Here is a 20,440-nt window from a genome sequence, read left to right on the forward strand (position 1 = left end):
TGCGTGCTGTTTGCGGCGCACGCTGCCCGCCCCTGCCTGCTCCTTCACCGGATTACCACATGAAGACCGCGATCTTGCCTGGCGGCGAAACCGTTGCCGCGCTTGGCATGGGCACCTGGAACATGGGCGAGGATCCGGCCGCGCGCGCGGAGGAACTCGCCACGCTGCGGCTTGGCCTGGATCTCGGCATGACCCTGATCGATACCGCCGAGATGTACGGCGAGGGCCGCTCCGAGGAACTGGTCGGCGAAGCCATCGCGGGCCGGCGCGACGAGGTCTTCCTGGTCAGCAAGGTGTACCCGCACAACGCCGGGCGCAAATCCGCCGTGGCCGCCTGCGAGCGCAGCCTGCGCCGGCTGGGCACCGACCGGCTGGATCTCTACCTGCTGCACTGGCGCGGGGGCGTGCCGCTGGCCGAGACCATGGAGGCCTTCATGGCGCTGCAGAAGGCGGGCAAGGTCCGGCATTTCGGCGTCAGCAACCTCAGCCTGGACGATATGCGGGCGCTCTGGCGCGTGCCCGGCGGCAACCGGGTCGCGGCCAACCAACTGCTCTATAACCTCGCCCGCCGCGGCATCGAATGGGACCTGCTGCCCTGGCTGCGCCAGCACGGGGTGCCGTTGATGGCCTACTCTCCGATCGAGCAGGCCACGCTGCTCCGCAATGCCGGGCTCGTCCGCTTCTCCGGGCAGCACGGGATCACGCCGGCACAAGCCGCGCTGGGCTGGCTGCTGGCGCAGGACAACGTCATCGCGATTCCCAAGACCAGCCACCGCGAACGCCTGCGCGAGAATCACAGCGCGCTGGCGCTGCGCTTGTCGCCACAGCAACTGGCCGGGCTCGACGTGGTTTTCCCGCCGCCGCGCGGGCCGCACCCGCTTGAAATGCTGTGATGGGGCACTGCCCCATCACATCGCAGTCCGTCCCAGGAGCCCCGCCATGACCATCGACTACGACGCCATCATCATCGGCACCGGCCAGGCCGGTCCCCCTCTGGCAGCGCGCCTCGCCGCCGACGGCCAGAAAGTGGCCGTGATCGAGCGCCAGGCGTTTGGCGGGACCTGCGTCAACAACGGCTGCATCCCTACAAAGACCATGGTGGCGAGCGCCTATGCCGCCCATCTGGCGCGGCGCGGGGCCGAATACGGCGTGGTGCCCACCGGGCCGGTGACGGTCGACATGGCGCGGGTCAAGGCGCGCAAGGATGGTGTGGTCGGCAACTCCAGGCATGGCGTGGAAACGTGGATGCGCAAGCTGGACCACGGCACCGTCTATCTCGGCCACGCCCGCTTCGAAGGCCCCGATACCGTGCGCGTGAACGACACCGTGCTGCGCGCCGGCAAGATCTTCATCAATGTGGGCGGGCGCGCATCGGCGCCGCCGATGCCGGGGCTGGACCAGGTGGATTACCTGACCAACGCCGGGATGATGCGCGTGGAGTCGCTGCCGCGGCATCTGCTGGTGGTTGGCGGCAGCTATATCGGCCTGGAGTTCGGCCAGATGTTTCGCCGCTTCGGCAGCGAGGTCACCATTGTGCAGCGCGGCCCGCGCCTGATCGAGCGGGAGGACCCCGATGTGTCTGACGCCGTGCGCGACATCCTCGCCGCCGAGGGCATCGGCCTGCGCCTGGACGCCGAGTGCATCGAACTGGAGCAGCGCGGCGGCGAGGTCGCGGTGAAGATGGATTGCGCGCAAGGCGCGCCCGAAGTCGTCGGCTCGCACGTGCTGCTGGCGGTGGGCCGGCGGCCCAATACCGACGACCTCGGCCTGGACCGCGCCGGCGTGGCCGTTGATGCGCGCGGCTATATCCAGGTGGACGAGCAATTGCGCACCAATGTGCCGGGCATCTGGGCGCTGGGCGACTGCAACGGCCGCGGCGCCTTCACCCATACCGCCTACAACGACTTCGAGATCGTCGCCGCCAATCTGCTGGACGCGGCGCCCGGCGAGGCCGCCCGCACCGTTGGCGACCGCATCCCGGCCTATGCGCTCTACACCGATCCGCCGCTGGGCCGGGTCGGCATGAACGAGCACGAGGCGAGGCAGGCCGGGCGCAAGGTACTGGTGGGCATGCGGCCGATGACCCGGGTGGGCCGCGCGGTGGAAAAGGGCGAGACGCAGGGCTTCATGAAGATCCTGGTCGATGCCGGCAGCCGCGAGATCCTTGGCGCGGCGGTGCTGGGCGTGGGCGGCGACGAGGTGATTCATTGCATCCTCGACGCGATGTATGCGCGCGCGCCGTACACCGTGGTCCAGCGCGCCATGCACATCCACCCCACGGTGGCCGAGCTGATCCCGACCATGCTGGGCGAGCTGCGCCCGCTGGAACCGGCGGCGCCGGCGGCATCGTGACCGGGCGGCGAGCCTGCCGCTGAGCATGTCCACAACTCCGCTGGCCCAGGGCCCGTGCGACGACGCCGCGATCCGGGCCAGTCCCGGCGGGCCGCCCTGCGCCAGGGCCGACGAGCCGTGGGTGCTGGCCGCCACCATCCTGGCTTCGAGCATGGCCTTTATCGATGGCACCGTGGTCAACGTGGCCCTGCCCGCGCTGCAGAAGGACTTCGGCGCCAGCCTGAGCAGCATGCAATGGGCGGTGGAATCCTATGCGCTGCTGCTGGCGGCGCTCCTGCTGGTGGGTGGCGCCGCCGGTGACCGCTTCGGGCGCCGCCGCGTCTTTGCGCTGGGCGTGGCGATCTTTGCCGCCAGTTCGGCAGGGTGCGGCCTGGCCGGCAACATCGGCCACCTGATCGCGGCGCGTGCGGCGCAGGGCGTGGGCGCGGCGCTGCTGGTGCCGGGCAGCCTGGCATTGCTGTCGGCTTCCTTCGACGAGAGCCGGCGCGGCAAGGCCATCGGCACCTGGTCCGGCGCCACCGCCATGACCACCGCGCTAGGCCCGGTGGTGGGCGGCTGGCTGATCGAGCACCTGTCGTGGCGCGCGGCCTTCCTGGTCAACCTGCCGCTGGCCGCGGCGGTATTGCTGATCGTGTTCTGGCGAGTGCCGGACAGCCGCGGCCCCAGGCAAGCGGGCGGCCTCGACTGGGCAGGCAGCCTGCTCGCCGCGCTGGGGCTGGGTGGCCTGGTCTATGGCCTGATCGGGTCGCCAGTGCTGGGCTGGGGCAACCCTGCGGTGTGGATACCGGCTGCCGCCGGCGTGCTTGCGCTTGGCCTGTTCGTGATCGTGGAGGCGCGTGTACCGAATCCCGTCATGCCGCCGGCGCTGTTCCGCTCGCGCGCCTTCCTGGGCGCCAACCTGCTCACCCTGCTGCTCTACGCCGCGCTGGGCGGCGGCCTGTTCTTTTTCCCGCTCAACCTGATCCAGGTGCAGGGGTATTCCTCGACGGCCGCCGGTGCCGCCCTGCTGCCTTTTATCCTGCTGATGTTCCTGCTCTCAGGCTGGGCCGGCGGGCTGGTGGACCGGCACGGCGCGCGCAAACCCCTGATCGTGGGCCCGCTGGTGGCGGCAGCGGGCTTTGCCCTGTTCGCGCTACCCGCCAGCGGCGGCAGTTACTGGCTGACCTTCTTTCCCGCGGTGCTGGTGCTGGGCGTCGGCATGACGATCAGCGTGGCGCCGCTGACCACCACGGTCATGAATGCGGTGCCGCCGGGCGCGGCCGGTACCGCGTCGGGCATCAACAATGCGGCGGCACGCGTGGCCACGCTGCTGGCGATTGCGGTGCTGGGGATTGTGATGGCGCGCGTGTTCGACCACCGGCTGGAGCGGGCGCTTGGCGAGCCGCCAGGTCAATCGCCGGCGGCCGGCGCCCTGCCGCCACAGGTGACGCGGGCCGTGCTGGCACAACACGGGAAGCTCGCCGCCATAGAGATCCCGGTGGTGGCGGATCCCCTCGTGAAAGCGGCCGTCCGGCAAGCAGTGGACAATGCCTTCGTGGCAGGTTTTCGCTGGGTCATGCTGCTCTCGGCGCTGCTGGCCGCCGGCGGAGCGGCCTGCGCCTGGCTGCTTCTGCTCCCGGCGGCGCCGACGCGCGGCCCGGTAATGCCTGCCCCTAGCGCCTAGCGCCTGGGTGCCGGCGCCGCGCGCTCGCCCAGGTACACGAGCAGCAGTTCGTCGACGGTCAGGCGCCGGAGTCTGGCTTCGCGGCCGATGGCACGCTCCAGTTCGGAGCGCTGGAAGGCTTCCACGCTCATGCCGGCAGCGCGCGCGTGGCGCTCGGTGATCACCTTGAGCAGCGCCACCACTTCGGGATTATCGGCAAGAAAACGCTCGTGGGCTAGCTGCAGGCGTTCGGGAGAGAGAGTCATCGGAAGGGACCGCTTTGAGGTTGGTGGTGCGCGGCTGCCGCGTCAGCTGACGCGGCCCGGAACGGAACCGGACGGGGCCGGACTTGCGCGCCAGGGCCCGCGCATTACACCACAGTACGCGATCCCCCTCAGGCATGCGAGGCAAGAGGGCAGGAGCGGCGGCTCATGCACGCCACCCATCCAGGCCGTTACTGCCTGGCGGTGTAGCGCTCCCGCTCCACGTAGCGAACCAGGTAGTTGCGGGTCTTGGCTTCAGTATCCCGGCTCACGCGGTCGGCGGCCTGGCGCGCGCCGTCGCGGCCATGCGCGGACACCATCTGCGCGTCCAGGTACTCGCGAAATGCCGTGCGCATGGCATCCAGCTGCGGCTGGCAAGCCTTGAGCGAGGAGGCGGCGAGATCCTGCGCCGAGGCGCGGCCGGCCATGCCGGCATCAGCCTTGTCCTTGGCGCACGTGGTGTATGCGGCGCGCAACGATTGCCATTGCTCACTGGCTTCGGCGGAGGCTTGCGGATCAGCTGGCGCGTGCGAAGCACAAGCCGCTGCCAGCAAGGTGACGGGGATGAGGGCGAGAACGGATTTCATGTTTCATGGACTTATCTCGCCGGGCTGGGTTCCTGTCCAGATGAAACAGGTTGTTGCGAGGCGTCCACGCTTGTAGGACGCCGCGCCTCAAAATGCAGTCTCCGTCCTACAGCCATGCGCAAGATTGCTTTGTATATTTCCCCAGAAACGGTGGAAGTTACTCCAGCTTTTCGGGAAAACCCGAGAACAAAGTTTGCCGCTAGATTTCAAGTTTCTACAAGTGCCGATTACGCCTATCCTTTATGTGGAGAGCGCAGAGTGGCTCCGGGGTATCCGGTGCAGTGAGAGGTAAAACTATCAGGAGAGTGAGCATGGAACGCAGATCGTTTCTGACGGTAGGAGCTGGACTGGTGGTGGCAAGTTCAGGCCTGTTGGGCGCGTGTACCACCACACCCAGTGCACCCACCGACAAGGCGGCCAAGCGCCGCGAAATCGATGGCGGCGTGGATGGTGCGCTCAACAAGCTGTACAGCACGGCAAGCGGATCGCACGAACTCGCTAACCGCGCACGCGGCGTCCTGGTCTTCCCCAACGTCATCTCGGCCGGCTTCTTCGTGGGCGGCGAGTATGGCGACGGCGCACTGCGCGCAGGTGGCGCCGAGCGTGGTTATTACCGCCTCATCACCGGCTCGTTCGGCTTTCAGTTCGGGGCGCAGTCCAAGGCCGTGATCCTGATGTTCATGACGCAGGATGCATTCGACAAGTTCGTCGCCAGCAACGGCTGGACCGCTGGCGTGGATGCCACCGTGGCTTTGGCGAAGATTGGCGCGAATGGCCAGCTGGACACCAATACCGCCCAGCAGCCTATCATTGGTTTCGTGGTCACCAACGCGGGCCTGATGGGCGGCGTGAGCCTGACAGGCTCGAAGATCAGCAAGCTCGATATCTGAGACGCCAGAAGGCACGCGGGGGCGGGTTGCGAAGGCAGCCCGGCCCCTGTCTTTTCATCGACCGGCAGCCGCTGCGCCGCCACGCCCCGCGCACTCCCTCACGCATTGTTACCGCATCGGACACGCTAACCGGCTAGAATCGCTCCCTTTGGCCGAATTCCCATGTGGTTCAAGAATCTCCAGCTGCACCGTCTGTCCGCACCGTGGTCCCTCGCCGCCGACGAGGTCGAAGCCTGCCTGGCGCGCCACGCCTTCTTCCCCGGCACCAGCCTGGAAATGCAGACCCAGGGTTGGGCCTCGCCGCGTGAAAACGGCGCCCTGGTGCATCAGGTCGGCAAGCAGATGCTGCTGACCATGCGCACCGAGAAAAAGCTGCTGCCCTCCACCGTGGTCAACCAGGTCACCAAGGCGCGCGCCGCCGAACTGGAAGAGCAGCAAGGCTTCAAGCCGGGCCGCAAGCAGATGCGCGAACTCAAGGAACAGATCACCGAAGAACTGCTGCCGCGCGCGTTCAGCATCCGCCGGGACACCCGTGTGTGGATCGATCCGGTCAACGGCTGGCTTGCCATCGACGCCGCCGCCCCCGCCAAGGCCGACGAAGTGCGCGGCCTGCTGTTCAAGGCGATCGACCCGCTGCCGCTGGAAAACCTGCATGTGAACCAGTCGCCGGTCGCCGCCATGACCGACTGGCTGGCCACCGACACGGCGCCGGCCGGCTTCACCGTCGACCAGGAGATGGAGCTGCAATCCAGCGCCGAAAGCAAAGCCACGGTGCGCTATGTGCGCCACCCGCTGGATGCCGAGGACCTGCGCCGCCATATCGCCGCCGGCAAACGCTGCACGCGCCTGGCGATGACCTGGAACGACCGCGTGTCCTTCGTGCTGACCGAGTCGCTGACGATCAAGCGCGTGGCGCCGCTGGACGTGATCAAGGAACAGGCCGGCGCCAGCGCAAGCGATGAAGACGAACGCTTCGACGGCGACTTCACCATGATGGCCGGCGAACTGGCCAATATGCTGTCGGATCTGACCGAAGCACTGGGCGGCGAACGCAAGGCCTGAGCCCGCGGGCCTGATTGACAGGTCCAGGCTTTAGCCGGCACTAGCAGGCTTTAAGCGGCACCGCCGCCCGGCGGTGCCGCGGCGTATCCCAGCAGCGCGCTGGCAGCCTGCGCCTCGCGGCGCACGGCGACGGCAATCGGCCCGTCCATCGCGGCATCGAAGCCGCCCGTGGCGCCCAGCGCCGTGATGACCCCACAGATGCGGCCCGTGTAATCGTACAACGGCGCGGCCACGGCGCTGATGCCCTTCAGGTTGGTATCCCGCACCACCGCGCACCCCGCTCGCCGCACTTCCTCTCGCAGCACCCCGATGGGATCATCACGGTCGAGCTGCGCGCGCAACTCCGGCGCCGCCGCAGCAAGCTCTTCTTCCGCCATCGCGCGCACGCGCGGCTCGTCCAGCAGGCCCAGCAGCGTGCGCCCCGTGGCCGACCACAACATCGACAACACCGATCCCACGCGCACATTGACCGTCACGGGAAGCCCGGGCTCCTCGAAACGCACGATGGTCGGGCCCTTGTTCCCCATCACGGCCACGAAGCAGGTGACGTCAAGGCTCTCGCGCAAGCGGATCAGCGACGGCTCGGCGATCCGGACCGGATCCACCTGCCGCATCGCCGCCAGGCCGATCAGCATGGCCTCCACGCCGAGAAAATACTGCTGCGACCCCGACTCCTGCGCCACCAGCCCCTCATCGATCAGGCTGGCCAGGTAGCGGTGCACCTTGGCCGGGCTTTCCGCGATATGCGCGGCCAGCGCGGTCAGGCTGGCGCGCCCGCCGAGATTGGCCAGCCCCTTGAGCACGGTCATGCCGGTCTGCGCCGATTGCACGCGCTGCCGCCGCTCGCGCGCCGGCGGTTCCGCGGGCAACGCGGCGTCGTCTGGATCGAGTGTTGTCTTCATGGCCGGAGATTCTAGTGCGGTGCGGGCCGCCGCGTCAGGAACATTGGCACGGAGCCCGCAAACCCGCGTTAATCCACGTTAACCCGCATCACCAGATTACGCAATGCGTATATCATTTACGCATAACGACGCCGAAGAAGCAAACAGCCGCTAAGCCGCTGTCGACAACAAAACGGGAATCAGGAGACAAGATGATCACAGTCCGCAAATGCATCGCCAGCATCGCCATGGGCCTGGCCGCCATCCCCTTGCTGGCTGCCACCGCCAGCGCGGAAACCGCCTTCCCGTCCAAGCCGGTCCGCTGGGTGGTGCCCTATGCGGCCGGTGGCGGATCTGACTTCCTGGCGCGCTCCATCGGCCAGGCGCTTTCCGCCCGGCTGGGCCAGCCGGTGGTGGTGGACAACAAGCCGGGCGGCAACACGGCAATTGCCGCGGCAGAGACCGCGCGCTCCCCTGCGGACGGCTATACGGTGCTGTCGGCGGACAACGGCACGCTGGTGTTCAACCCGGCCCTGTACAAGAGCCTTTCCTACAATCCGGTCAAGGATCTGGCACCCGTCACCCTGCTGGGCCGCTTCCCGATGATCCTGGTGGTCGGCCCCGGCATGAACGTCAGCAACGTGCAGGAGTTCATCGCCCGCGCCAGGTCCAAGGCCGGCGGCATCGACTACGCCTCGGCGGGCGCGGGCAGCCCGCACCATCTCGCGATGGAGTTGCTCAAGGTGGAAGCCGGCCTGAATATGGTCCACGCCCCTTATCGCGGCGCGGCACCCGCGCTGGCCGACGTGGCCGGCGGGCAAGTCCCGGCCATGATGGTCGACCTCGCCGCGGGCGCGGGCTTTATCAAGGGCGGCAAGGTCAAGGCGCTGGCCGTGGCCAACCCGACCCGCCTGCCCCAGTTGCCGGACGTGCCAACCTTTGCCGAGGCGGGCTACAAGAACGTGGAAGCCGCGGCCCTGGTCGGCATGGTAGTGCCGGCCGCCACGCCGCCGGACATCATCGCCACGCTGAACAAGCAGGTGGTGGCGGCCATCAAGGAGCCGGCCGTCAGCAAGCGGCTGGTGGACTTCGGCGTGGAGCCGGTGGGCAACACGCCCGCGCAATACGCTGAGCTGCTGCGCAGCGAGACCACGCGCTGGCACAAGCTGATCCGGGACCTGAAGATCACCCTGGACTGATCGCCGCGCCTTGTCGCGCAAGGACCCTGCAAAACGAACACCGGAGCAACAAGCATGGCCAACGTCACCCCCAACACACGCGCCTCGGGATGCCCCGTTGACCACAGCTTGCTGTCGGCGCAACGCACGCCTGCCGGCTGCCCGGTCAGCCAGGACGCTGCCGGCTTCGATCCCTTCGAGGATGCCTACCAGCAGGACCCGCCTGAATACGTACGCTGGGCGCGCGAACAGGAGCCCGTCTTCTACAGCCCGAAGCTGGGCTACTGGGTGGTGACGCGCTATGACGACATCAAGGCGATCTTCCGCGACAACCTCACGTTCAGCCCCTCCATCGCACTGGAAAAGATCACGCCGACCGGGCCGGAAGCCAACGCCGTGCTGGCCTCCTACGGCTACGCGATGAACCGCACGCTCGTCAACGAAGACGAGCCCGCGCACATGCCGCGGCGCCGCGTGCTGATGGAGCCCTTCACGCCGGAGGAACTCAAGCATCACGAACCCATGGTGCGCAGACTGGCGCGCGAGTACGTCGACCGCTTTATCGACGACGGCCGCGCCGACCTGGTCGACCAGATGCTGTGGGAAGTGCCGCTGACCGTGGCGCTGCATTTTCTCGGCGTGCCCGAGGAAGACATGGACCTGCTGCGCAAGTATTCCATCGCGCATACCGTCAACACCTGGGGGCGGCCCAAGCCGGAGGAGCAGGTGGAGGTCGCGCATGCGGTGGGCAACTTCTGGCAGCTCGCCGGCAGGATCCTCGACAAGATGCGGCAAGACCCGTCCGGGCCGGGCTGGATGCGCTACGGCATCCGCAAGCAGCAGGAGCACCCGGAGATCGTGACGGACTCCTACCTCCATTCGATGATGATGGCCGGCATTGTCGCCGCGCATGAAACCACCGCCAATGCGACGGCCAATGCCATCAAGCTGCTGCTGCAGCATCCGCGCGCATGGCAGGATATCTGCGAGGACCCAGGCCTGATCCCGAACGCGGTGGAGGAATGCCTGCGGCACAACGGCTCGGTGGCCGCCTGGCGGCGCCTGGCCACGCGCGACGTGCAGGTTGGCGGCGTGGACATTCCCGCCGGCTCCAGGCTGCTGATCGTGACGTCCTCGGCCAATCACGACGAGCGGCACTTCGCCGACGCGGATCTGTTCGACATCCGCCGCGAAAACGCCAGCGACCAGCTCACCTTCGGCTACGGTTCGCACCAGTGCATGGGCAAGAACCTGGCGCGCATGGAGATGCAGGTTTTCCTGGAGGAACTCACGCGGCGCCTGCCCCATATGCGCCTGGCGGAGCAGCGCTTCAGCTATGTGCCCAACACCTCGTTCCGCGGCCCCGAGCACGTGTGGGTGGAGTGGGACCCGAGGCAGAATCCCGAGCGCGCCAACCCCGAATTGCTGGATGTACAGGTGCCAGTACGCATCGGCGAGCCTTCGGGCCATGCCCTCAGCCGGCCGGTGGTGGTGGCTAGCGCGGCCCGCGCGGCCGAGGGAATCGTCCGGCTGCGGCTGGTATCGCCCGATGGCCAGCCGATGCCGCGCTGGACACCGGGCTCGCATATCGACGTGGAATGCGGCGATACCGGCCTGTCGCGGCAGTACTCGCTGTGCGGCGATCCGGACGACAGCGGCGCGCTGGAGATCGCCGTGCTGCGGGAAGCGCAAGGCCGCGGCGGCTCCGCCTGGGTCCATGACGGCGTAAAGGCCGGCGACCGGCTGAAGATCCGCGGACCGCGCAATCACTTCCGGCTGGACGAGAGCGCGGGCAAGCTGATCCTTATCGCCGGCGGCATCGGCATCACGCCCGTCAGCGCGATGGCGCGGCGGGCGAAGGTGCTCGGCATGGACTACGAACTGCACTACAGCGGCCGTTCACGCGCATCCATGGCACTACTCGACGAACTGGCCGCGCTGCATGGCGATCGCCTGCATCTCTACGTCAGGGACGAAGGACAGCGCAACGATTTCGCCAGCCTGCTCGCGCATCCCGAGCCGGATGCGCAGATCTACGCCTGCGGCCCGGCGCGCATGCTCGAAGCCCTGCAGCAAGCCTGCGCGGGCTGGCCCGAGGACGCGCTGCGGATCGAGCATTTCCAGTCCGCGCTGAGCACGCTGGACCCCGGCCAGGAGCAGGCCTTCGAAGCCGAGCTGAAGGACTCCGGCCTTGTCGTCACGGTGGCGCCCGGCCAGACCCTGCTGGCCGCGCTGCGCGCCGCCAACATCGACATGCAGAGCGATTGCGAGGAAGGCCTGTGCGGCTCGTGCGAAGTGCGCGTGCTGGCCGGCGAAGTGGATCATCGCGACGTGGTGCTCACCCGCGCCGAGCGCGAAGCCAATACGAAGATGATGGCGTGCTGCTCGCGCGCGAAGTGCACGCGGCTGGTGCTGGAGCTGTGAGCGGCGGCGCTTGTCCGCGCGCCGCCGTCTTTGGGCGAGCCGATCAGCCCCCCTGCTCCGCCACCAGCCGCGCGTCGATTGCACGCGCGCGCGCCACCGCCGGACGCGCGTTGATGCGGTCGATATAAGCCTGCACCACCGGCGTCGCCTCGACCAGCTTGAACATGGTGGTCCAGGTCAGCGCGGTGCCCCACAGCACATCGGCGGCGGTGAAGGTATCGCCCAGCAGGTAGGGCCCTTTTTCCAGCTGGCCGAGCAACGTGCCGATCGTGGTGTCGTAGTCTCCATAGGGACACATCGCGCGCGGCGTCTCGCGCTGCTGCGAGCGGTCCACCAGCGCCGGCTCGAAGCACGAGCCGTAGAACGCCATCCAGCGCAGGTAAGGCCCGCGCAGCGGATCGGTCAGCGCGGGAGCGAGTCTTGCCTGCGGGAAGAGGTCGGCCAGGAAGATGAACACCGCAGTCTGCTCTGTCACCAGCGCGTCGCCATAAAGAATCGCCGGCACCTTGCCCATCGGATTGATGGCCAGGTAAGCCGGCTCGCGCTGCTCGCCGGCCTTCATGTTGAGCGGGTGGAGGCGATACGGCACGCCCAGTTCCTCGAGCAGGGTCAGTGCGCCGGTGGAACGCGTATTGGGCGAGTGGAACAGGGTGACTTCAGGCTGGGACATTGCGTTGGCTCCAGAGGGGGAAAGCAATCGGTGGGATCGGATCGGAAGATAGCGCCGCTACAGGCTGGCGCCGTCCACTTTCCTGTGCTGCAGTTGTGTCAGGTCGACGCCATCCAGGCAGCGCACATTGATGGCCGCCACGGGCGAGCCGTCCGGCATGCTGCCCAGCGCGTAGGCCTCCACGCCGCAGGTCTCGCAGAAGCGATGGTCTATCACATGCTTGTTGAACTTGTAGGTGCGCGTGGCCTGCGCGCCGTCGGTCAGGGTGAACTTGTCCGCGGGGGCGAACGACCAGATGAACCCGCGCTTGCTGCACAGCGAGCAATTGCACTCGATGGCGCCGGCCAGGTCGATGTCCACTTCATAGCGTACAGCGCCGCAATGGCAGCCGCCGGAGTAACGGGATTCCTGCATGGTTGCCTCCGATATCATGGCGCTTTGCCGAAGCCCGTAGTTTTACACCGATCCTCATGCCCAGATTGGAAAAACGCGACACGCATGCACCCGTCACCGCCGAGCCCAAAGGCATCGTCGACCCGCGCGGCACCGGGCGCCGCATCCGGCTCGGCCGCTATCTGCCATCCGAGGCGCTGGCGCCCTTTGTCGAGCACTACTGGATCGTCGAATGGAACCTGAAGGGCCACGCGCCGGAGGTGCAGCGAGTGCTGCCCTATCCGAACGCCAACCTGGTGTTCGACCACGGACAGACGGCGATCTTCGGCGTGGTGCGCGGTATCTTCGACCGCAAGCTCGAAGGCGCTGGCCATGTGCTCGGCGTGCGCTTTCGCGTGGGCGGCCTGCGCCCCTTTCTGGATGAGCCGATGTCGGCGTTGACCGATGGCACGCGCCCGGCGCGCCCTCTGCTGCAGTGCGACGAACGCCACGCGGAAGCACTGGTGCTCGATGCCGGCAGTGACGAGGCCATGGTGAGCGCCGCCGAAGCCCTGCTGTCCGGCGCCTTGCCCGCGCCAGACCCAGCCGTGGAGCAACTGCAAGGCGTGGTGGCGCATGCCGCCAGCGCGCAGGGCCCGGCCAGCGTGGAAGCGCTGGCGCAATACGCCGGCGTGGGCGTGCGCGCCCTGCAGCGGCTGTTCCAGGAATATGTGGGCGTGTCGCCCAAATGGATGCTGCGGCGCTATCGCCTGCAGGAAGCGGCATGGCGGCTGGCGCGCGGCGAGCCGGTCGGCCTTGCCCAACTCGCCGCGGATCTTGGCTATTTCGACCAGGCCCACCTGACACGCGATTTCACCAAGCTGGTCGGGGTTTCGCCGGGCGACTACCAGCGCTCGCAAAACACGTTGGCAAACTGCCGCTGAGCGCCACGGCGGCGCAAACCTTGTCAGCCGGCGCCGCCGATGTGTTCCGCCAGGTAATCGATCAGCACCCGCACCTTCGGTGGCAAAAAGCGATTGGGCGGATATAGCAGCCATACCGTACCCACATAGGCGCGCGCCTGCAGCTCCCAGTCGGCCAGCACCTGCACCAGTTCGCCACGCTGCAGCGCGCCGGCCGCGGCGAAATCCGGCAGGTTGGCGACGCCGAAGCCCTGCTGCGCCGCCTCAAGCCGCGCGCCGGCGTGGTTCGCGATATAGCGCCCCCGCACCTCCACGGTCTGCGTCTCGGTGTCCCTGCGAAACCGCCAGCGGTTGTCGTCGGCGGTTTCGCCAAGGTAAAGGCAATCGTGCTGCGCAAGCTCGCGCGGATGCGCCGGCGTGCCGCGTGCGCGCAGGTAAGCCGGCGAGGCGCACAGCACCCAGCGCACCGTGCCCAGGCGCCGGCCCGCAAGGCCGGGCGGCGGGTGCCCGGTCAGGCGGATCACGAGGTCAAGGTCGTCATCGAGCGGATTGACCTCGTGGTCGGTGAACAGCAACTGGAGATCGATCTCCGTGTACGCGCGCAGGAAACCCGGCACGAGCGGATGGATCACCGTCTTCGCAAACGCGGTCGGCGCGCTCACGCTGACCCGGCCTTGCGGCCGGCCCACCAGGTGACCGGCCGCATCCATCGCCCCCGACGCGGCGCACACCACGTCGCGGCAGTACCGGTACACCTGCGCACCCGACTCCGTTACGCGCACCTTGCGGGTCGAGCGTTCCAGCAGGCGGGTCGCCAGGGCTTCCTCCAGGCGCTTGATCTGGCGGCTGACCGTGGAAGGCGTACTGCCGAGCTGGCGCGCGGCGACCGAAAAATTGCCCGCATCGACAACGCGCGCAAACACCGCCATGTCGGGCAGCAAGGCGAAAAGTTCGGTTGGGTTCATATGGCTTGATCGCGGCCGGCCCGCCGGATTAATGCATTTGCGACATAAAGGCTTTGCACGTCGACCCCATTATCACCGTGGATGCAAAGTTCGACAATGCGGGACCCATCGCCGGAGAACCGCCATGCCTGCTCAAAAACGCTTGCTCTTGCTGTCCGACCTGATGCTGCTCGCGGTTGCCGTGGTCTGGGGCAGCAGCTACGGCGTGGTCAAGAGCGCGCTCGTGTTTTATCCCGTACTGGGCCTGCTGGCGTTGCGCTTTGGCATCACCTTCCTGGTGTTGTCGCCCACGCTGGCCAGGCTGCGCCATGCCGACGCCGCCACGATGCGCGCCGTGCTGGGCACCGGGGTGCTGCTGCTGGCCATCTTCCTGTGCGAGACGTTTGGCGTGCTGCTCACGCGCGCATCCAACGCCGCCTTCCTGATCAGCTTGTGCGTGGTGCTGACGCCGCTGGTCGAATGGCTGCTGCTCAAGCGCAGGCCGGGCGCCATCGAATGGGCGGCGGTGGCGCTCTCGCTGATGGGCGCGTGGCTGCTGGCCGGCGACGGCGAGTTCATCCTCAATCCCGGCGATGGACTGATCCTGGCCGCCGCGGTGTTGCGGGCGCTGATGGTGTGCGCGACCAAGCGAGTGATGCGCGCGGCGCCGATGCCGGCGCTGACGATGACGGCGGTGCAAGCGGGCGTGGTGGCTGCAGGCAGCGCGGCCCTGGCGCTGGTCCTGATGCCCGCCCAGTGGCAACCCATCCCGTCGCTCTCCGGCCACGGGGCATTCTGGGCCACGGTGCTGTACCTGGTGATCGCCTGCACGCTGTTCGCATTCTTCGCGCAGAACTACGCCATCAAGCGCAGCAGCCCCACGCGCGTGGCCCTGCTGATGGGCAGCGAACCCGCGTTTGGCGCCCTGTTCGCAAGCTTGTGGCTGGGGGAAAGGATCTCGGCCACCGCATGGACCGGCGGTGGCCTGATCGTCGCGGCATCGCTGCTGGCCACGGTGCGCTGGCGCAAGCCGGCCGAGGCAGATGTACCGCAGGCCACGCAGGCCTGACGCCCGCGCTCAGCCGCGCCAGTAATTGTTCGCGGCGGCGATGGTCGCAAACTCCGTTGCGACGATCTGCCCGACCTGCAGCAGCATGGTCGCGTCGTTGGCGTAGACGGCCCGCAGCGTTTCGCGGACTTGGTCGTCGGGCTGGGTCGCCTTGATGATCAGCCGTGCCATTTTCACGGCCAGCTGGCGGCCTTCTTCGGCGGTCGGGGTAATCAGGGTTCCGTTGGGGACAAGCGGGAATGACATGGTCACGCTCCTTGGTTTTTGTGGGAGTCCGTCAGGACAATCCAGCCTAGGAGGCGGAGCGCGCAGGGGCAATAGCCAATGTCGGGGATTTAGAGGTAGCCAGTGGCATTGCCCAATCGGCTGGCAGTCGGCAGTGCGATGCCGCGTTCGCAAGAATTACAATTCGCAAACGGAGATCCGGCAGACGAGAGGACTGACTATGACGATGACCGATGTGTACGCTGCGCGCGAACCGGCGCGGGCCGAGATCGACGAGATGAAAGGGGCGGCCGTGATCGAATTCGGCGCACCGTGGTGCGGCCACTGCGTGCGGGCCCAGCCCCACCTGGCCAGCGCGATGAACGCCCATCCGGCAGTCCGGCACATCAAGATCGAGGACGGCAGCGGCAAGCCGCTGGGCCGCTCGTTCAGGGTCAGGCTGTGGCCCACGCTGGTGTTTATGCGCGATGGCCTGGAGGTCGCGCGGCTGGTGCGGCCGGGTGATGCGGGGGCGATTGAAGAGGCGTTGGCACGGATCGACGGGTAGTCTTCATCCTGATGCGGCACCAAAACAAAAAAGCTCCCGAAGGAGCTTTTTTGTTCATGCGTCACGCCATGCCGCGCGCGACAACAACATGACAACGACGACGACTCTCAATCCCAGGACAACGCCCCACCCGTCTGATACTCGATCACACGCGTCTCGAAGAAGTTGCGTTCCTTCTTCAGGTCGATCATCTCGCTCATCCACGGGAACGGGTTTTCCTCGTTCGGGAACAACTGCTCCAGGCCGATCTGCTGGCAGCGGCGGTTGCAGATGAAGCGCAGGTAACCCTTGAACATCGGCGCGTTCAGGCCCAGCACGCCGCGCGGCATGGTGTCCTCGGCGTAGCGGTATTCGAGGTCCACGGCCTTCCTGAACAGCGCGGTGATCTCTTCCTTGAACTCGGCGGTCCACAGGTGCGGGTTCTCGAGCTTGATCTGGTTGATCAGGTCGATGCCGAAATTGCAGTGCAGCGATTCGTCGCGCAGGATGTACTGGTACTGCTCGGCGGCGCCGGTCATCTTGTTCTGGCGGCCCATCGCCAGGATCTGCGTGAAGCCCACGTAGAAGAACAGGCCTTCCATGATGCAGGCGAACACGATCAGCGACTTGAGCAGCTTCTGGTCGTTCTCCGGCGTGCCGGTCTTGAAGGCCGGGTCGGTCAGCGTGTCGATGAACGGGATCAGGAACTCGTCCTTGTCGCGGATCGACTGCACTTCGTGATACGCGTTGAAGATCTCGGCTTCGTTGAGGCCGAGCGATTCCACTATGTACTGGTAGGCGTGCGTGTGGATCGCTTCCTCGAAGGCCTGGCGCAGCAGGTACTGGCGGCATTCCGGCGCGGTGATCTGGCGGTAGGTGCCCAGCACGATGTTGTTGGCGGCCAGTGAGTCGGCGGTGACGAAGAAGCCGAGGTTGCGCTTGATGATGCGGCGCTCGTCTTCGGTCAGGCCGTTCGGGTCCTTCCACAGCGCGATGTCGCGCGACATGTTGATTTCCTGCGGCATCCAGTGGTTGGCGCAGCCGGCCAGGTATTTTTCCCAGGCCCACTTGTACTTGAACGGCACCAGCTGGTTGACGTCGGTCGAGCCGTTGATGACGCGCTTGTCGGCGGCATTCACGCGGCGGTCCGTCGGCGCGTCGGACGCCGGCAGGTTGCCGAGGATACCCGTGCCGGCCGGCTGCGTGGCGGCCGGCGGCAGCACGCCGTGCTGGTCGACAGAGCGTGCGGCGGCAGGCGTGGCGGTGGGATTCGGCGCGGGCTGCGGGGCAGCCTGCGGGGTGGCTTGAACGTCGTCGTCCCAGCTCAGCATGGTGTGGTTCTCCGTGGAATGCTTTGGTTTGCCGTGGCCCTCGCGGCGCAGCGGCGCGGCGAGGGGGCCGGCAGGTAATGACTTACTGGCAGGCTTCGCACTCGTCGAAGCCAGCGTCGCCCGGGCGCATCGTGCAGACCGCGCCTTCGGCTTCCGGCATGGCCGGTGCGGAGGCGGCGGCCTGGTCGATACCGGCGGCGCCGATGCCACCGTCGCTACCCGACGACACGGCATTCAGCGAGCCGCGCGACACGGTGGATTTCTCCACGTGGGTGGCTGCCATCGTGCGCAGGTAGTACGTGGTCTTCAGGCCGCGCAGCCAGGCCAGCTTATAGGTGTCGTCCAGCTTCTTGCCCGAGGCGCCGGCCATGTAGATGTTCAGCGACTGAGCCTGGTCGATCCACTTCTGGCGGCGGCTGGCGGCTTCCACCAGCCAGCTCGGCTCGACTTCGAAGGCCGTTGCGTAGATATCGCGCAGGTCTTGCGGGATGCGGTCGATGCGGGCCAGCTTGCCGTCGAAATACTTCAGGTCGGCGACCATCACTTCGTCCCACAAGCCTCGCGCCTTCAGGTCGCGCACCAGGTAGTCGTTGACCACCGTGAACTCGCCCGACAGGTTGGACTTGACGTACAGGTTCTGGAAGGTCGGTTCGATGCAGGCCGACACGCCGATGATGTTCGAGATCGTTGCCGTCGGCGCGATCGCGATGCAGTTCGAGTTGCGCATGCCGTGCTGCTTGATGCGCGCGCGCAGGCTGTCCCAGTCCATGGTCGAGGAGTGATCCACTTCCAGGTAGCCGCCGCGCTCTTCGGCCAGCAGCTTGAGCGAGTCCTGCGGCAGGATGCCGCGATCCCACAGCGAGCCTTCATAGGTGCTGTAGCGGCCGCGTTCCTCGGCCAGCTCGCTGGAGGCGCGGTAGGCGTAGTAGCACACCGCTTCCATCGAGGTGTCGGCGAACTGCACGGCGGCGTCGCTGGCGTACGGCAGGCGCAGCATGTGCAGGCAGTCCTGGAAGCCCATGATGCCCATGCCGACCGGACGGTGGCGCAGGTTGGAGTTGCGGGCCTTCTCGACGGCGTAGTAGTTGATGTCGATCACGTTGTCGAGCATGCGCATCGCGGTGCGGATGGTCTTCTCGAGCTTGGCGTGGTCGAGCACCTGGGTGCCGTCGGCCTGCTGCTTCAGGTGGGCAACCAGGTTCACCGAACCCAGGTTGCACACGGCGATTTCGCTGTCGTTGGTGTTGAGCGTGATTTCCGTGCACAGGTTGGAGCTGTGCACCACGCCCACGTGCTGCTGCGGGCTGCGGATGTTGCAAGGATCCTTGAAGGTGATCCAGGGATGGCCGGTCTCGAACAGCATGCCCAGCATCTTGCGCCACAGCTGCATGGCGGGGACCTTCTTGAACAGCTTCAGCTCGCCATTGGCGGCCTTGGCTTCATAGCCCAGGTAAGCGGTCTCGAAGGCCTTGCCGACCAGGTCGTGCAGGTCCGGGCAGGTGGCGGGCGAGAACAGGGTCCACTCGCCGCCTTCCATCACGCGCTTCATGAACAGGTCGGGAATCCAGTTCGCCGTGTTCATGTCGTGGGTGCGGCGGCGGTCATCGCCGGTGTTCTTGCGCAGCTCGAGGAATTCCTCGATGTCCAGGTGCCAGGTTTCCAGGTAGGCGCAGACCGCGCCCTTGCGCTTGCCGCCCTGGTTGACCGCCACGGCGGTGTCGTTCACCACCTTCAGGAACGGCACCACGCCTTGCGACTTGCCGTTGGTGCCCTTGATGTGCGAGCCGAGGGCGCGCACGTTGGTCCAGTCGTTGCCCAGGCCGCCGGCGAACTTCGACAGCAGCGCGTTTTCCTTCAGCGCTTCGTAGATGCCTTCCAGGTCGTCCGACACGGTGGTCAGGTAGCACGACGACAGCTGCGAGCGCCGGGTGCCCGAGTTGAACAGGGTCGGCGTGGACGACATGAAGTCGAACGACGACAGCAGCTGGTAGAACTCGATGGCGCGTGCTTCGCGGTCCTTCTCGCCCAGCGCCAGGCCCATCGCCACACGCATGAAGAATGCCTGCGGCATTTCGATGCGGGTTTCGTCGATGTGCAGGAAGTAGCGGTCGTACAGGGTCTGCAGGCCCAGGTAGTTGAACTGGAAGTCGCGCTGGGCGTCCAGTGCCGCGCCCAGGCGGGCCAGGTCATAGGTGGCCAGCTTCTCGTCCAGCAGCTCGGCTTCGATGCCGCGGGCGATGAACTTGGGGAAGTATTCGGCGTAGCGCGACACCATTTCGGTCTGGGTGACTTCGGCGCCCAGGATTTCCTTGCGGATGGTGTGCAGCAGGATACGCGCGGTGACCTGGCTGTATGCCGGGTCCTTCTCGATCAGGGTACGCGCGGCCAGGATGGCGGAGTCGTAGACCTGGGTCATCGGCACGCCGTCGTACAGGTTCTTCAGTGTTTCCTTCAGGATCGGCTCGGCGCTCACGGCGTCGCCAAGGCCCGAGCAGGCGTTGTCGATAAGGCCATGCAGCGCGTTCAGGTCCAGCACGCGGGCCACGCCGCCATCGGTCACGTTGAACGTGACGCCGCCTTCCTGCACGCGGGCGACTGCCTGGGCATTGGCCTGGGCGCGCTCCTGGGTGCGCTTTTCACGGTACAGCACATAGGATCGGGCCACTTCATGCTCGCCCGAGCGCATCAGCGCCAGTTCCACGTGATCCTGCACGTCCTCGATATGGAAGGTGCCGCCGTTGGGGCGGCTGCGCAGCAGGGCGCGGACCACGTTCTGGGTCACTTGCTCGACCACTTCGCGCACACGCGCCGAAGCGGCACCCTGCCCGCCGTTGACGGCGAGGAAGGCCTTCGTCACCGCAACCGAGATCTTGCTCGGCTCGAACGCCACAACGGCGCCGTTGCGGCGGATGATCTTGTAATCCTGGTAGCTGCCAGCGCCGGCAGTAGCGGGGCTCGACTGCGGATTCGCTGCTGCACCGGCGGCGGCGGCGCCGGTGGAAATGTCGTTCTGGGCTGTCTGCATGAGGAACTCCTGTTCTGACCCGTGTTTTATGAGTGACAAAGAGTCCCGGGCAAAATGCGCAAAAAGGCTCTGACAC

19 protein-coding genes are annotated in these 20,440 nt (G+C 66.9%); 10 read left to right on the plus strand and 9 right to left on the minus strand.

Annotated elements, in window-relative coordinates:
* Positions 1-59: 59 nt before the first annotated feature.
* The 3 genes from ACZY0R_RS33870 to ACZY0R_RS33880 are packed head-to-tail and all read left to right on the plus strand — an operon-like array spanning position 60 to position 4,015.
* Positions 60-893: an aldo/keto reductase gene (locus ACZY0R_RS33870; RefSeq protein WP_488864645.1), complete on the plus strand. Its 834-nt coding sequence runs from the start codon at positions 60-62 to the stop codon at positions 891-893.
* A 46-nt stretch (positions 894-939) separates the two neighbouring features.
* Positions 940-2,352: an FAD-containing oxidoreductase gene (locus ACZY0R_RS33875; protein ID WP_488864647.1), complete on the plus strand. Its 1,413-nt coding sequence runs from the start codon at positions 940-942 to the stop codon at positions 2,350-2,352.
* A gap of 25 nt (positions 2,353-2,377) precedes the next feature.
* Complete coding sequence (locus ACZY0R_RS33880; protein ID WP_488864649.1) at positions 2,378-4,015, plus strand: MFS transporter; 1,638 nt, start codon at positions 2,378-2,380, stop codon at positions 4,013-4,015.
* Here ACZY0R_RS33880 and ACZY0R_RS33885 read toward each other — a convergent pair.
* Together ACZY0R_RS33885 and ACZY0R_RS33890 are read right to left on the minus strand one after the other, a co-directional pair.
* On the minus strand, positions 4,012-4,260 hold the full coding sequence (locus ACZY0R_RS33885; RefSeq protein ID WP_488864651.1) for a DUF6388 family protein: 249 nt from the start codon (positions 4,258-4,260) through the stop codon (positions 4,012-4,014). The two genes, ACZY0R_RS33880 and ACZY0R_RS33885, sit on opposite strands and share 4 nt — an antisense overlap.
* A 188-nt stretch (positions 4,261-4,448) precedes the next feature.
* Positions 4,449-4,844 carry a hypothetical protein gene (locus ACZY0R_RS33890; protein WP_488864653.1) on the minus strand — a complete coding sequence of 132 codons (396 nt, stop codon included), beginning with the start codon at positions 4,842-4,844 and terminating at the stop codon, positions 4,449-4,451.
* Positions 4,845-5,155: 311 nt separating this feature from the next.
* Between ACZY0R_RS33890 and ACZY0R_RS33895 the strand changes: the two genes are divergently transcribed.
* Positions 5,156-5,734 carry a BPSL1445 family SYLF domain-containing lipoprotein gene (locus tag ACZY0R_RS33895; protein ID WP_488864655.1) on the plus strand — a complete coding sequence of 193 codons (579 nt, stop codon included), beginning with the start codon at positions 5,156-5,158 and terminating at the stop codon, positions 5,732-5,734.
* Between the two features lie 162 nt (positions 5,735-5,896).
* Entirely contained in the window at positions 5,897-6,796 is a 900-nt protein-coding gene (locus ACZY0R_RS33900) for a recombination-associated protein RdgC (RefSeq protein WP_035875521.1), read from the plus strand.
* Positions 6,797-6,846: 50 nt separating this feature from the next.
* On the opposite strand, the gene ACZY0R_RS33905 is transcribed toward ACZY0R_RS33900, so the two are convergent.
* Positions 6,847-7,698 (minus strand): IclR family transcriptional regulator, encoded by an 852-nt coding sequence (locus ACZY0R_RS33905; RefSeq protein ID WP_488864657.1) that lies wholly within the window; start codon positions 7,696-7,698, stop codon positions 6,847-6,849.
* Positions 7,699-7,925: 227 nt separating this feature from the next.
* Here ACZY0R_RS33905 and ACZY0R_RS33910 point away from each other — a divergent pair, with 227 nt between their 5' ends.
* Together ACZY0R_RS33910 and ACZY0R_RS33915 are read left to right on the plus strand one after the other, a co-directional pair.
* Complete coding sequence (locus ACZY0R_RS33910) at positions 7,926-8,876, plus strand: Bug family tripartite tricarboxylate transporter substrate binding protein (protein WP_488866335.1); 951 nt, start codon at positions 7,926-7,928, stop codon at positions 8,874-8,876.
* A 54-nt stretch (positions 8,877-8,930) separates the two neighbouring features.
* Positions 8,931-11,279: a cytochrome P450/oxidoreductase gene (locus ACZY0R_RS33915; RefSeq protein ID WP_488864659.1), complete on the plus strand. Its 2,349-nt coding sequence runs from the start codon at positions 8,931-8,933 to the stop codon at positions 11,277-11,279.
* Positions 11,280-11,322: 43 nt separating this feature from the next.
* On the opposite strand, the gene ACZY0R_RS33920 is transcribed toward ACZY0R_RS33915, so the two are convergent.
* Together ACZY0R_RS33920 and ACZY0R_RS33925 are read right to left on the minus strand one after the other, a co-directional pair.
* Complete coding sequence (locus ACZY0R_RS33920) at positions 11,323-11,949, minus strand: glutathione S-transferase family protein (protein ID WP_035875528.1); 627 nt, start codon at positions 11,947-11,949, stop codon at positions 11,323-11,325.
* A 57-nt stretch (positions 11,950-12,006) separates the two neighbouring features.
* Positions 12,007-12,363 carry a GFA family protein gene (locus tag ACZY0R_RS33925; protein WP_488864661.1) on the minus strand — a complete coding sequence of 119 codons (357 nt, stop codon included), beginning with the start codon at positions 12,361-12,363 and terminating at the stop codon, positions 12,007-12,009.
* A gap of 56 nt (positions 12,364-12,419) precedes the next feature.
* Between ACZY0R_RS33925 and ACZY0R_RS33930 the strand changes: the two genes are divergently transcribed.
* The gene (locus ACZY0R_RS33930) at positions 12,420-13,265 is read left to right on the plus strand and encodes a DUF6597 domain-containing transcriptional factor (RefSeq protein WP_488864663.1); all 846 of its coding nucleotides are present in this window, start codon (positions 12,420-12,422) and stop codon (positions 13,263-13,265) included.
* A gap of 23 nt (positions 13,266-13,288) precedes the next feature.
* On the opposite strand, the gene ACZY0R_RS33935 is transcribed toward ACZY0R_RS33930, so the two are convergent.
* A complete protein-coding gene (locus ACZY0R_RS33935) occupies positions 13,289-14,209 on the minus strand; it encodes a LysR family transcriptional regulator (protein WP_488864665.1) in 921 nt (306 codons plus the stop codon).
* Between the two features lie 124 nt (positions 14,210-14,333).
* Between ACZY0R_RS33935 and ACZY0R_RS33940 the strand changes: the two genes are divergently transcribed.
* A complete protein-coding gene (locus ACZY0R_RS33940) occupies positions 14,334-15,257 on the plus strand; it encodes a DMT family transporter (protein ID WP_488864667.1) in 924 nt (307 codons plus the stop codon).
* Positions 15,258-15,266: 9 nt separating this feature from the next.
* Here the strand turns inward: ACZY0R_RS33940 and ACZY0R_RS33945 are convergent, their stop codons facing one another.
* Complete coding sequence (locus ACZY0R_RS33945; protein WP_488864669.1) at positions 15,267-15,503, minus strand: hexameric tyrosine-coordinated heme protein; 237 nt, start codon at positions 15,501-15,503, stop codon at positions 15,267-15,269.
* Between the two features lie 199 nt (positions 15,504-15,702).
* Here ACZY0R_RS33945 and ACZY0R_RS33950 point away from each other — a divergent pair, with 199 nt between their 5' ends.
* Positions 15,703-16,029 (plus strand): thioredoxin family protein, encoded by a 327-nt coding sequence (locus ACZY0R_RS33950; protein ID WP_488864671.1) that lies wholly within the window; start codon positions 15,703-15,705, stop codon positions 16,027-16,029.
* Positions 16,030-16,136: 107 nt separating this feature from the next.
* Here the strand turns inward: ACZY0R_RS33950 and ACZY0R_RS33955 are convergent, their stop codons facing one another.
* Entirely contained in the window at positions 16,137-17,339 is a 1,203-nt protein-coding gene (locus tag ACZY0R_RS33955; protein WP_035875536.1) for a ribonucleotide-diphosphate reductase subunit beta, read from the minus strand.
* Positions 17,340-17,421: 82 nt separating this feature from the next.
* Positions 17,422-20,364, minus strand: a complete 2,943-nt coding sequence (locus ACZY0R_RS33960) for a ribonucleoside-diphosphate reductase subunit alpha (RefSeq protein WP_045237155.1) — start codon at positions 20,362-20,364, stop codon at positions 17,422-17,424.
* Between the last annotated feature and the right edge of the window lie 76 nt (positions 20,365-20,440).

This window comes from Cupriavidus sp. F041, from assembly GCF_057814235.1.